Origin of the sequence: Kitasatospora sp. NPDC097643 (assembly GCF_040302625.1) — a bacterium.
Lineage (GTDB): Bacteria > Actinomycetota > Actinomycetes > Streptomycetales > Streptomycetaceae > Kitasatospora.
Genome location: NZ_JBEOSA010000004.1, coordinates 1 through 11,745 on the forward strand (window position 1 = coordinate 1; position 11,745 = coordinate 11,745).

10 protein-coding genes and 1 riboswitch are annotated in these 11,745 nt (G+C 72.3%); of the genes, 4 read left to right on the forward strand and 6 right to left on the reverse strand.

The genetic code is table 11. From position 1 onward, the window contains the following. Positions 1-297 precede the first annotated feature (297 nt). The 4 genes from ABTY15_RS04180 (at position 298) to def (ending at position 5,144) form a co-directional block, all read left to right on the forward strand. On the forward strand, positions 298-1,734 hold the full coding sequence (locus ABTY15_RS04180; protein WP_502893421.1) for an HD-GYP domain-containing protein: 1,437 nt from the start codon (positions 298-300) through the stop codon (positions 1,732-1,734). Next, the gene (locus ABTY15_RS04185) at positions 1,731-3,200 is read left to right on the forward strand and encodes an HD domain-containing protein (protein WP_350575700.1); all 1,470 of its coding nucleotides are present in this window, start codon (positions 1,731-1,733) and stop codon (positions 3,198-3,200) included. Before ABTY15_RS04180 ends, ABTY15_RS04185 begins: the two co-directional genes overlap by 4 nt. Positions 3,201-3,446: 246 nt before the next feature. Continuing rightward, positions 3,447-4,439, forward strand: coding sequence for a tetratricopeptide repeat protein (locus ABTY15_RS04190; protein WP_350575707.1), 993 nt, complete (start codon positions 3,447-3,449; stop codon positions 4,437-4,439). Positions 4,440-4,475: 36 nt separating this feature from the next. After that, on the forward strand, positions 4,476-5,144 hold the full coding sequence (gene def, locus ABTY15_RS04195; protein WP_350575709.1) for a peptide deformylase: 669 nt from the start codon (positions 4,476-4,478) through the stop codon (positions 5,142-5,144). Positions 5,145-5,210: 66 nt separating this feature from the next. Here def and ABTY15_RS04200 read toward each other — a convergent pair whose 3' ends face one another. From ABTY15_RS04200 to ABTY15_RS04225, 6 genes are all read right to left on the reverse strand, one after another. After that, entirely contained in the window at positions 5,211-6,272 is a 1,062-nt protein-coding gene (locus ABTY15_RS04200) for a ferritin-like domain-containing protein (RefSeq protein ID WP_350575712.1), read from the reverse strand. Positions 6,273-6,438: 166 nt separating this feature from the next. Continuing rightward, complete coding sequence (locus tag ABTY15_RS04205; protein WP_350575715.1) at positions 6,439-6,858, reverse strand: I66 family serine proteinase inhibitor; 420 nt, start codon at positions 6,856-6,858, stop codon at positions 6,439-6,441. Between the two features lie 323 nt (positions 6,859-7,181). Then, positions 7,182-7,433, reverse strand: coding sequence for a type II toxin-antitoxin system RelE family toxin (locus tag ABTY15_RS04210; protein ID WP_350575717.1), 252 nt, complete (start codon positions 7,431-7,433; stop codon positions 7,182-7,184). Next, positions 7,430-7,684 carry a type II toxin-antitoxin system Phd/YefM family antitoxin gene (locus ABTY15_RS04215; protein WP_045699840.1) on the reverse strand — a complete coding sequence of 85 codons (255 nt, stop codon included), beginning with the start codon at positions 7,682-7,684 and terminating at the stop codon, positions 7,430-7,432. Before ABTY15_RS04215 ends, ABTY15_RS04210 begins: the two co-directional genes overlap by 4 nt. A 137-nt stretch (positions 7,685-7,821) precedes the next feature. Next, positions 7,822-8,841 carry a ribonucleotide-diphosphate reductase subunit beta gene (locus ABTY15_RS04220; protein ID WP_350575721.1) on the reverse strand — a complete coding sequence of 340 codons (1,020 nt, stop codon included), beginning with the start codon at positions 8,839-8,841 and terminating at the stop codon, positions 7,822-7,824. After that, positions 8,841-11,240 (reverse strand): ribonucleoside-diphosphate reductase subunit alpha, encoded by a 2,400-nt coding sequence (locus ABTY15_RS04225; protein ID WP_350576133.1) that lies wholly within the window; start codon positions 11,238-11,240, stop codon positions 8,841-8,843. The genes ABTY15_RS04220 and ABTY15_RS04225 overlap by 1 nt, the downstream gene beginning before the upstream one ends. Positions 11,241-11,430: 190 nt before the next feature. After that, a riboswitch (cobalamin riboswitch) is annotated at positions 11,431-11,560 on the reverse strand. Positions 11,561-11,745: the final 185 nt, after the last annotated feature.

Genomic DNA, 11,745 nt, shown 5'->3' on the forward strand with positions numbered 1-11,745 from the left:
AGCCGGGCGATGAAGTCCAGCAGGCCGCGGACGGCGTTGACCGGCTCACCCTGCGCTCCCGGGGCCGCCCCCGTTCTGCTTGCGTGCGCCCTCACTCGTTCGAGTGAGTTGGCGGTGCGCCAGCTGCGCCATTGCGCGATCACGCGTCCCCGCGCCCGGACGGCGGCCTATCCTCCTGACGGACACTCACCGCCGGCCCGACCGGCGGGCTGAGGCAACGCGGTCCCGGACGGCGGGGAGGTCGATATCGCTACCGACAGTGGGGGTGAGGCCCTGCCGGACGGCGCGACGCGCTACCTGGTGGCCGTCCCGGTCGCCGCGCTGTGCTGCCTGCTGCCGCTGCTGCCGGCCGGGGCGGCACCCGGGGTGCCGCGCTGGCTCGGCGCCCCGGTGGACTGGCCCAAGGTCGGGCTGCTGGCCTTCCTGCACGGCTGCTGGGAGTCGCTGGCCCAGGGCCTGCCGACGCCCTGCCTGCGGCTGACCCGCCGACTGCTGCGCCGCCCGCCGCCGGCCGAGCGGGCTCCGGCCCGGCCCGGGGTGAACGCCTTCTTCCCGGTGCTGTTCGCCGGGGTGCTGATGCTGCCGCCGGCCGCCGCCGCGCTGGTCGCCGTCCCGGCCGCGCTGCTCGGCGGACCGGCCGGGCGGCGATGCCGGGCCCGCCAGCTGTGGAACGGCTCCCAGCTCGCGCTCTGCGCCTTCGCCGCCTCCGCCGCCTTCCACCTGCTGCGCGGGCCGCAGCTGCTGCTCGGCTCCCGCTTCCCCGCCGCGTTGCTGCCCGGCTTCGCCGCCGTCGCCGCGTTCTGCCTGGTCAACGGCGTTCTGGTGGGAGTCATGCTGATGCTCACCGAGGATCGGCGGCCGGACGTGCTGCTGCGCGGACTCGGCACCGTGTGCGGGCTGCCGGTGCTGGTGCACGCGGCCGGCGGGCTGATGGTGGCCGTGCTCTGGCAGGGCCCGTACGGGGCGTTCGCGGCGCTGCTGGCGCTGCTGCCGCTGTCGATCTCGGCCTGGGTGTTCGCCCAGGGTCAGCGCGAACGCGACGCCCACCAGGCCACCGTGCAGTCGCTGGTGCAGGCCGTCGAGATCAAGGACGCGTATACCCGCGGGCACAGCGAACGGGTCGGCCGGGCCTCGGTGCTGATCGCCACTCAGCTCGGCATGGAGGCCGAGCGGCTGCGCACCCTGCGGTTCGCCGGGACCCTGCACGACGTCGGCAAGCTGGGGGTGGCCACCGAGCTGCTGCGCAGAAACGGTCCCCTCAGTGAGGCGGAGCGGCGGGCCGTCGAGATCCACCCGGTGTACGGGTACGAGCTGGTGCGCGGGATCGCCTTCCTCGGCGAGGCTCACGCCGGGATCCTGCATCACCACGAGCGGATGGACGGCCGCGGCTACCCGAACGGGCTGGCCGGCGAGCAGATTCCGGAGTTCGCCCGGATCATCTCGGTCGCCGACGCCTTCGACTCGATGACCTCCACCCGCTCCTACCGGCGCGGCCGTCCGGTCGCGGAGGCCGTGGCCGAGCTGGAGCGCTGCTCGGGCAGCCAGTTCGACCCGGTGATGGTCCGGGCGCTGGTCGACGCGCTGGCCGTGCACGTGTGGCAGCCGGTGCAGCCGTCCGAGGACTGCATCCGGGCCGTGCCGGACATCCCGCTCGGCGTGCCGGAGCCGGTGCGGGCCGCGCCCGGCCGGCTGCCCGCCCAGGGCGGCGGCGCCCCGCTGGCCGGGCAGCCGTGACGGCGCCCGGGCGGGAGGGCCGTGCGGCGCACCCGGCGGTGGCCGGGCGGGAGGCCCGCGTCGTGCACGCGGCGGCGGCCGCCCTGCTGGCCCTCGCGCTGGTGGCACTGGCGGTGCGCGGGGTCGCCGAGCCCGGGGTCGCGCTGGCGTTCACCGCGCTGATCGCGCTCGGGGAGTGCGTCCGGATCACCCTTCCGGGCGATCGCGAGCAGGCGCCCATCGGCGCGGCCGGCGCGCTGGCGTACGCCCTGCTCGGGCCGCTGCGCGGACTGCCCACCGCGCACGGGGTGCTCCAGGTGGTCGCGGTGACCGGGGTCGGCCTGCTGCTGGCCTGGCTGCCCTCGCTGGCACTGCCGCACCACGGCCGCCCGCACCGGCGCCCGCCCTGGGCCGACCCGGCCCGGCGGGACAGCGCAGCGCGCCGGCTGCTCGGTGTCGGCTTCGCGGCCGCCGTCTTCCAGCCGCTCTACAACAGCGGCCTGGTCGACCGCTTCTCGCCCACGGGCCCGGCGTACGGGGCGTTCCTGACCGTCGTGGCCGCGCTGGCCGCGCTCTGCGACGCGACGCTGGCGGCGCTGCTGCGCTGGTCGAGGGGGCGCGTCCAGGGTGCTGGTGGCCGATCGGTTCCCTCGGCGGACGGGCGGGGCGGTGGTGTCGAGGGGCGGCTCGGCGCGGCCGGGCGGCGCCACCGGCACCGCCGGGCGGGCCGGGCCGGGCCGGTGAGCCCCGCCGGTACGGGGCTGCGGTTCCCGGCGGCGCTGGAGGACGAACTGCGCTCGCTGTTCGGGATCGGCTCGGCGATCGTCGCCACCGGCATGCTGGTCAGCCTGGCGGCCGGCGAGGTCGGGCTGTGGGCGCTGCCGCTGTTCTGCACGCCGCTGCTGCTGGCCCAGGTGTCGTTCCGGCGGGCCGCGGCGGTGCGGGCCACCACCGGGCAGACCATCGCCAGCCTGGCCCGGGCCACCGAGGTCGCCGGTTACACCCCGCACGGGCATGCCCGCCGGGTCGCCGACACGGCGTGCGCGCTCGGCCGGGAGCTCGGCCTGGGCACCCGGGAGCTCGCCCTGCTGGAGTACGCGGCGCTGATGCACGACGTCGGCCAGCTGTCGCTGGTCGAGCCGGTGCCGGACGGCGCGACGGCGCTGCTGCCCTGCGCCGAGCAGCAGCGGATCGCCCGCCTCGGCAGCGAGGTGATCCGCCGCACCGGGGTGCCGCGGCAGGTCGCCGAGCAGGTCGCCCGGCTGGCCGACCCGGTGTTGGGCCCGGCCGGGGCGGACGGCTCGGTGCCGCTGGCGGCCCGGATCATCCGGGTGGCCAACGCCCACGACGACCTGTTGACGGCGGCCCGCGGCCGCGGGGTCGGCGAGGCGGTGGGGCGGCTGGAGGCGCTGGAGGTGCTGCGGCTGGGCCGCGGCCGGCTGTACGACGCCCGGGTGGTGGACGCGCTGGCCCGGGTCGGCGGCTAGGCAGGGCCAGGGGCGGGGTGGCCGGCGGGGCGCCGCCCGTCGGGGTTGAGGCGGCGGGGCCGGGCGGGCAGGCTGGGTAGGGCGGGTCCCAACCTCGGCGGTGGGGAGCGCGGGCGGGGGCGGGCGTGGTTGGATGCGGTCGTAGCGTGGAACACCGATCCGGGGCACCGGGCTCCGTACCCCGGCGGAACCGGGACGGGCCCAGCGGCCACGGGACTTGAGCGGACGACGACGGCAGGGACGAACGTGAGGATCTTCCACCGGGCACGGCACCGGCCGTCCGCCACCTGGCGGCAGACGACCGACCGGGCCTTCACGCTGATCGGCGACGGCCGCTACGAGGACGCAGGCGCTCTGCTGGTCATGGCCGCCGACCTGGAGCCGTGGCTCTCGGACTCCTGGTTCAACCTGGCCCTGCTGCACAAGTTCCGCCGGGACTGGGAGCAGGCCCGCTCGGCCGGCCTGCGGGCCGTCGCCCTGCTGGACCGCGAGCACGGCGCCCCCGACTGGTGGAACCTCGGCATCACCGCGACCGCCTTGCAGGACTGGCCGCTGGCCCGCCGCGCCTGGCAGGCGTACGGGCTGCGGCTGCCCGGCGGCCCCGGCGGTCAGCCGGACGGCCCGGTCAGCCTGGACCTCGGGACCACCCCGGTGCGGCTCTCCCCGGACGGCGAGTCCGAGGTGGTCTGGGGCCGCCGGCTGGACCCGGCCCGGATCGAGGTGCTGTCCATCCCGCTGCCGTCCTCCGGCCGCCGCTGGGGCGAGGTGGTGCTGCACGACGGCGCCCCGCACGGCGAGCGGGTCACCGACGGCATCGCGTACCCGGTGTTCGACGAGATCGAGCTGTGGGCGCCCTCCCCGGTGCCGACGTACGTCGTCCTGTTGCAGGCCGCCACGGCCGGGGACCGGGACGCCCTGGAGCGGGTGGTCGCCGACGCCGGCTACGCGGCGGAGGACTGGACCTCCTCGGTGCGGCTGCTCTGCCGGGCCTGCTCGGAGAGCCGGATGGCCGCCGACGACGGCATCGTCGCCCACCACGACCCGCACGACGACGGCGACGCCGCGCACCCCGGCCACCTGAGCCACCTCAGCCAGGGCGGCGCGGCCGGGATGTCCTGGCTGGTGGAGCGCGAGTGCGGGATCGCCGCCCCGGCGAACCTGGTGCGGACGCTGCTGGACCGCTGGGTCGCGGCCGCCCCGGCCAGCCGGGCGTTCCGGGATCTCGAAGAGGTCTGCTGAGCCCGCTGAGTACCCTGGTGAGGTACGCGTAGACCTATGGAAGCGGAAGCGGAAGACATGGCGGAGCAGGCCGAGCAGCACGACCACGAGCACGAGCACGACCTGGAGGGGGCGGCGCCCGGGGCCCCCGTGAAGGTGGTCGGCGAGGAGCCGGACCTCACCAAGGGCACCGCTCGCCCGATCACCGTCGTCGGCAACCCCGTCCTGCACCGTGAGGTCAAGGACGTCACCGCCTTCGACGGCGAGCTGTCCGCGCTGATCGACGACATGTTCCAGTCGATGTACGCGGCCGAGGGCGTGGGCCTCGCGGCCAACCAGATCGGCGTGGACCTCAAGGTCTTCGTCTACGACTGCCCGGACGACGAGGGCGTGCGCCACATCGGCCACATGATCAACCCGGTGCTGGAGGAGTTCCCGAAGGACCGCCAGCGGGTGCTGGACGACGGCAACGAGGGCTGCCTGTCGGTGCCGACCGCGTACGCCGAGCTGCCGCGCCCCGACTACGCGGCGGTGACGGGCGTCGACAAGGACGGCAAGCCGATCCGGGTCGAGGGCACCGGCTTCTTCGCCCGCTGCCTCCAGCACGAGACCGACCACCTGTACGGCACCCTCTACATCGACAAGCTGTCGAAGCGGGACCGCAAGGACGCCCTGAAGCAGATGGCCGAGGGGACGCCGCGGTACGCCACCGTGCCGAACGAGTAAGAGCCTCTTGGTACTTGAAGGCCGGCGCGGATCGTCCGCGCCGGCCTTCGGGCTGTTCGGGGGCTGCTACTGGAGGAAGAGCCACTCCGGGCCGTAGGTGAAGCGCGGGTCGGCGGGGAGCTTGATGCCGTTGATCTGCTGGGCGGTGCGGCGCATCGAACCCATCATCCCGATCGCCGGGAAGAGCGAGTCCGAGCCGCCGGCGCCCCAGGCGTCCTCAAGGGACCGCAGCATGTCGCTGTACTGCTGGTTGAAGGTGTGCAGGAGCTCGGAGGTGGCGTGGTCGGGCTGGTTGCCGGGGGAGTTGAGCCAGCCGCCCTGGGGCACGCGGGCGACCGGGGAGGTGTCCGGCAGCGGGACGTCGGGACCGGTGAACTCGAACTGCCCCGTCTGGTCGTTGCGGACCAGCTTCTTGCCGACGGCGATCTCCTTGAAGGCGTAGTAGTGGGCGAGTTCGCCCGGCGCGCCGGGGAAGGGGTTCTCCGGGGAGACGTCGGTGCCCTCGCCCTGGGTCTGGATGACGTGGATCGCGTTCAGCACGTCGTCGAGGGTGTTCATCGCGACGATGTCGTTGCCGGCGCCGTGGCTCGACGAGAGCGGGAACTCCACCTGGTGCTGCCCGGTGATCAGATGGGCGAAGGTCGGGAAGACGTTGGCGATCCGCTGGTAGAAGGCGCCGATCGTGTTGCCGTCGACGGCGAAGGCGAGGGGGTGCTCGGGCTTCTCGATGTCCGAGAACAGCCCGGCGGACTCCCGGCTCAGCCCGCTGAGGAACACTTCCAGCCCGGGGTTGACGCCACCGGGCAGCTGGCCCGGGTACTTCGGGACGGTGAGCGGGTCGGTGAGGACGACGGTGCCGCCGATGGTGGTGAGCATGTTGCAGACCAGGCCGAAGTGCGACATCTCGTCGAAGACGATCTCGCGGATCGTGTGGCGGACCGGCTGGCTGTTGTCCGGGTTGGTGATCGACCAGAGGGCGGTGGCGTAGGGCGGGATGGTGGACAGCTCCAGCATGATCGCCCGCTGGAGCGCGTCCTTGAGCTCCTGCTCGGTCCAGTCCTCCTCCGCCATGGTCATGAGCTGGACGATGGCGTCGCTCTCGTAGTCCAGGATTCCGGTCGTCGCCACAGTGGGCCCCTTTCGTTCGACTGTGGCCGGACGGTAGCCGGGGGCGGATCGTATACGGACGCTTCTCTCCGGTGTGGCCCGGGAGTTCATTCGGATGGTGGCGCTCGACGGTCCGCCGCCCCGCCCGGCCGCCTGACCGGTGGGCCGGGTGGTCCGCAGGAGCGACCTATGCGGCGCTCGTGAAGGTGAAATGGGTCGCGGCGGGGGCCCCGTCGACGGGCCGGACCGCGACCCTGCCGTACTCCCCGGCCCGCGTGACGGTCCACGCCGCTCCGTTCGGCGCCACGACCTGGTACGCCCCCTCGACCCCCGCGACGGGGACCAGCAGCCACTCCTCGGCACTCGTCTGATCGATGAGGTAGGCGACCAGTGACCCATCGGCCCGGTCACCCTCGACCCCGGCGGGGGCGCCCTTGGCGTACAGCTGGTAGCGCTCGTTGGGAAGCGCCTCGACGGCCCAGGCGGCGTCCTCGTCGTCCGTCAGACTGAAGACCGGCTTGGGCGAGAGGGTGAACGGCTCACGGAGAGCCCGACCAACCACGGCGTCCCCACTGCGAATTGTGTAGAGGCCGGTGCCCAGCGACATTGCCGCCATCCCTTCCTGGGGTCGGGGGTGTACCGCAGTTGTACGCAGCGGCGCTGGCGGGCGAGTGGGGAACGGCTTTGGCACCACCCGATCGTGTGGTGTGATCCGGAACCGAGTTCGGCACATCCGTGCGAGTGGTGGCCGGGCGCTGAACCCGATGCCCGCAGCTCGCGTCAACGGATGGGCCGGCTCTGCTCTTCGCGGCTGAGGCGTGGTCGTCCTTCCTCGCTGGGGTCAAGGGTGGGGCGTTTTCGACCGACTGAACCAACAGAGGTGCCCCGCACGGGCTGTGGCCGTGCGGGGCACCTCTGTTGGTGGTGTCCTCAGAGGATGCGGCCGAGGTGGATGACCGCGATGGTCACCGTCTGCTCGGCGATCTCGTACAGGACGCGGTAGCGGCCGATGTGGATCCGGCGGAGATCCGGGGAGCCGTAGGGTGCTGAGCCTGCCGGTCGGGGGTCGTCGGCCAGTAGGTCGACTGCATCCATGACCTGGCGAAGGCCGTCCGCGTCATCCTTGAGGAATCGGGCGGCTGCGTTGATCGCAGGCTCGTCCCAGATGATCCGGTAGGTCATTCACGCTCCAGGCCCAGGAGGGACCGGACGTCCTCGTGGGGCACGCTCGCAACGGTGCCGGCGGCTTGGCGGGCGCGGTAGCGGGCGAGCGCGAGCTCGTCCTCCAGGTCGGCGAGTTCCTGCGGATTGATGAGCACGGCGGCGGGCTGGCCGTGGTCGGTGATGGTGATGCGTTCGCGGCTGTGGGAGGCGCGGCGCACTAGAGTGCCGAATCTTGCTCGCGCCTCGGTGATGGGCAGAGTCTCACTCATGACAGAACTGTACACTTCACGCGGGTGATCGCGCGAGATGTTGCCTTGAGTAGCGTCCTCGTAGCTGAGGGTTGCGGTGTTGTCTGCGAGAGAGGGGGAGCGCCGAGTGGCGCTCCCCCTCTCTCAAGGCCTGACTCCTAGAAGTCGTCGTCGAAGGAGACGGACCCCTCAACGGCGACCTGGTACGCCGACACGCGGCGCTCGAAGAAGTTGGTCAGCTCCTGGACGTTCTGGAGCTCCATGAAGCCGAACGGGTTGGTCGACCCGTAGCGGATCGGCATGCCCAGGCGGGCCAGGCGCTGGTCGGCGACCGCCTCCAGGTACTGGCGCATCGACTCGGTGTTCATGCCGGTCAGACCGTCACCGCACAGGTCCTGGGCGAACTGGAGCTCGGCTTCGACAGCCTCCTCCAGCATCTCCGTGACCTGCTTGGCCATCTCGTCGTCGAAGAGGTCGGGCTCCTCCTCGCGGACGGTGTCCACCACGGAGAACGCGAAGTCCATATGCATGGACTCGTCGCGGAACACCCAGTTGGTGCCGGTCGCGAGACCGTGCAGCAGACCGCGCGAACGGAACCAGTACACATAGGCGAAGGCGCCGTAGAAGAACAGGCCCTCCACACACGCGGCGAAGCAGATCAGGTTGAGCAGGAACGCCCGCCTGTCCTCCTTCGTCTGCAGCGAGTCGATGTGGTCGACCGCGTTCATGTACTTGAAGCAGAACTGGGCCTTCTGGTGGATGGAGGGGATGTTCTCCACCGCGGCGAAGGCCGCGTTGCGGTCCTCCGGGTCAGGCAGGTAGGTGTCCAGCAGCGTCAGGTAGAACTGGACGTGCACGGCCTCCTCGAACAGCTGGCGCGACAGGTACAGCCGCGCCTCCGGGGAGTTGATGTGCTTGTAGAGGCTCAGCACCACGTTGTTCGCGACGATCGAGTCGCCCGTCGCGAAGAACGCGACCAGCCGGCCGATGAGGTGGCGCTCGCCCTCGCTCAGCTTCGCCAGGTCGGCGACGTCCGAGTGCAGGTCCACCTCCTCCACGGTCCAGGTGTTCTTGATCGCGTCCCGGTACCGGTCGTAGAACGACGGGTAGCGCATCGGGCGCAGGGTCAGCTCGAAGCCGGGGTCGAGCAGCATCTTGCGGTCTTCGGACTGGGGCATTACTGGCAGGCCTCGCAGGACTCGGGGTTCTCCAGGGAGCAGGCGATGGCGTCCTGTTCGGCCTGGGTCATGGTGGGGGCGGGAACCGGCACGGCGGTGCGGGCGGCGCCCGACGCGGCCTGGGCGATCCGGGTGGCCGGGCGCGAGCGCAGGTAGTAGGTGGTCTTGAGACCGACCTTCCACGCGTACGCGTACATCGAGCTGAGCTTGCCGATGGTCGGCGCCGCCATGAACAGGTTCAGCGACTGGCTCTGGTCCAGGTACGGCATGCGCGCCGCGGCCAGGTCGATCAGCGCGCGCTGCGGCAGCTCCCAGGCCGTCCGGTACAGCGAACGGACCTCCTCCGGCAGCCAGGTGAACTCCTGGACGGAGCCGTTGGCGTCGCGCAGCGCGTCGCGGGTCTGCTGGTCCCAGACGCCGAGCTCCTTGAGCTCGCGCACCAGGTACGGGTTGACCTGGAGGAACTCGCCGCTCAGCGTCTCGCGCTTGAACAGGTTGGACACCTGCGGCTCGATGCACTCGTACACACCGGCGATCGACGCAATCGTGGCCGTCGGCGCGATGGCCAGCAGCAGCGAGTTGCGCAGGCCGGTCTCGGCGATCCGGACCCGCAGCGCTGCCCAGCGGTCGGCCCACTGCGGCGCGGCGGACGGGAAGTGGTCGATGTGCAGCTCGCCGCGGGCCGCGCGGGTCTCGCCGTACGCCTCGTGGCGACCGAGCTGCTCGGCCAGGTCGGCGGAGCGCTCGTACGCGGTGAGCATGATGCGCTCGGCGATGAGGGTGGAGAGAGCCTTCGCCTCGGCGGAGTCGAAGTCGATCCGCAGCTTGAAGAAGACGTCCTGGAGGCCCATCACGCCGAGGCCCACCGGCCGCCAGCGCGAGTTGGAGGTGCCCGCCTCAACCGTCGGGTAGAAGTTGATGTCCACCACGCGGTCGAGGAAGGTCACGGCGGTCCGCACGGTGGCGTCCAGCCGCTCCCAGTCCATCGCGCCGAGCAGGTCCGCAGCCGAAGCCCCGTCAGCCACGTGCGCACCGAGGTTGACCGACCCCAGGTTGCAGACGGCGGTCTCGGAGTCGTCGGTGACCTCCAGGATCTCGGTGCACAGGTTGGACGAGTGCACCGTGCGACCCGGCAGCGCGGTCTGGTTGGCGGCCCGGTTGGAGGCGTCCTTGAAGGTCATCCAGCCGTTGCCGGTCTGCGCGAGGGTGCGCATCATCCGGGCGTACAGGGTCTGCGCCGGGATGGTGCGGACGGCCTTGCCGGCCAGCTCGGCCTTGCGGTACGCCTCGTCGAAGTCGGCGCCCCACAGGTCGACCAGCTCGGGCACGTCGGCCGGGGAGAACAGCGACCAGTCGGCGTTGGCGTTGACCCGGCGCATGAACTCGTCCGGGATCCAGTGCGCCAGGTTGAGGTTGTGGGTGCGCCGCGCCTCCTCACCGGTGTTGTCGCGCAGCTCCAGGAACTCCTCGATGTCGGCGTGCCAGGTCTCCAGGTAGACGCAGGCCGCGCCCTTGCGGCGGCCGCCCTGGTTGACGGCGGCGACCGAGGAGTCGAGGGTGCGCAGGAACGGCACGATGCCGTTGGACTTGCCGTTGGTGCCGCGGATCAGGCTGCCGCGCGAGCGGATGCGCGAGTAGGACAGGCCGATGCCGCCGGCGTGCTTGGACAGCCGGGCGATCTGCGCGTACCGGTTGTAGATCGAGTCGAGGTTGTCCAGCGGCGAGTCGAGCAGGTAGCAGCTGGACATCTGCGGGTGCCGGGTGCCGGAGTTGAACAGGGTCGGCGAGGAGGTCAGGTACTCCAGCCGGCTCATCAGGCGGTACAGCTCGGCGACCTCGGCCACGGACTGCTCGGTGTCGCCGACTGCCAGGCCACAGGCGACGCGGAGCAGGAAGTGCTGCGGGGTCTCGACGACCTTGCGGGTGATCGGGTGGCGCAGCAGGTAGCGGGACTGCACGGTGCGCAGGCCGAAGTACTCGAAGCGGTCGTCGCCCTGCGGGTCGATCAGCGCGTCGAGGGCGGCGGCGTGCTTGGCGACGAAGGCGGCGGTGGTGTCGCCGATCAGGCCCTCGGCGTGGCCGACGGCGATCGAGGCGGCGAAGGACACCGCGCCCTGGCTGTTCGCCTCGTCCACGATCTCCAGGGCGAGCAGGCGGGCGGCGAGCTTCGAGTACTGGGGGTCCTCGGCGATCATCGACGCGGCGGCGTCCACGGCCAGCCCGCGCAGCTCGGCGAAGTCCGAGCCGGCGTGGCGGCCGCGCAGCGCGGCGGCGGCGACATGGCCGGGGTCCACCTGGGGGAGATCGACGCTGCGGTCGGTGAGCAGCCGCAGCAGCGCGCCGCCGGGGTCGGAGACCGTCGGGTCGGCGGGGGCGGTACCGGAACCCTGGGTGGGCAGGGTGGCTGAGGCAGCGGTGGTCAAGGCGCTCTCTCCTGGCGGCGATCGGCGGCGGTGATCGGGGCACCGGACCGTTCGGGGCAGGGGAGCATGGCGCGAACGCGGAGCGCGTCGCGCGACGGTGGCATCCCCGGCCCGCCCGCGAGGCCCGGAAGGTACTGCTCGTGCTGGCGCGGCCTCTGCGGGAGGGCCGGGTGGCACGCCGTCGGCAGGTACTCGGACTCGCGGGCTCGGCCTGGTGGGCCGCCCGCACACCGCTGCGGGGCAGTCCCGGACTCCCACCGGGTTCCCCTGCGTCGACAGCAGGAGTGAGCATACATGTAGTGGCGAGGGACTGCGGCGGCACCATATGTAGTGGCTGCCGTGTCGAGTGCCGAGGCCGGTCCGGCGGGCTGTCAGGCCTTCAGACCGGCCCGGTCAGCCCTTCAGGCGGGCCTGGGTCGGCCCTTCAGGCGGGCCTGGGCCAGCCCTTCAGGCAGGCCCGGGCCGGCCCTTCGGACCGGCC

Bases quoted from the DNA above. Each gene is read 5' to 3' on its own strand.
- def (WP_350575709.1), top strand. From the start codon at position 4,476: ATGGAAGCGGAAGCGGAAGACATGGCGGAGCAGGCCGAGCAGCACGAC.
- ABTY15_RS04205 (WP_350575715.1), bottom strand. From the start codon at position 6,858: ATGTCGCTGGGCACCGGCCTCTACACAATTCGCAGTGGGGACGCCGTG.
- ABTY15_RS04210 (WP_350575717.1), bottom strand. From the start codon at position 7,433: ATGACCTACCGGATCATCTGGGACGAGCCTGCGATCAACGCAGCCGCC.
- ABTY15_RS04215 (WP_045699840.1), bottom strand. From the start codon at position 7,684: ATGAGTGAGACTCTGCCCATCACCGAGGCGCGAGCAAGATTCGGCACT.
- ABTY15_RS04220 (WP_350575721.1), bottom strand. From the start codon at position 8,841: ATGCCCCAGTCCGAAGACCGCAAGATGCTGCTCGACCCCGGCTTCGAG.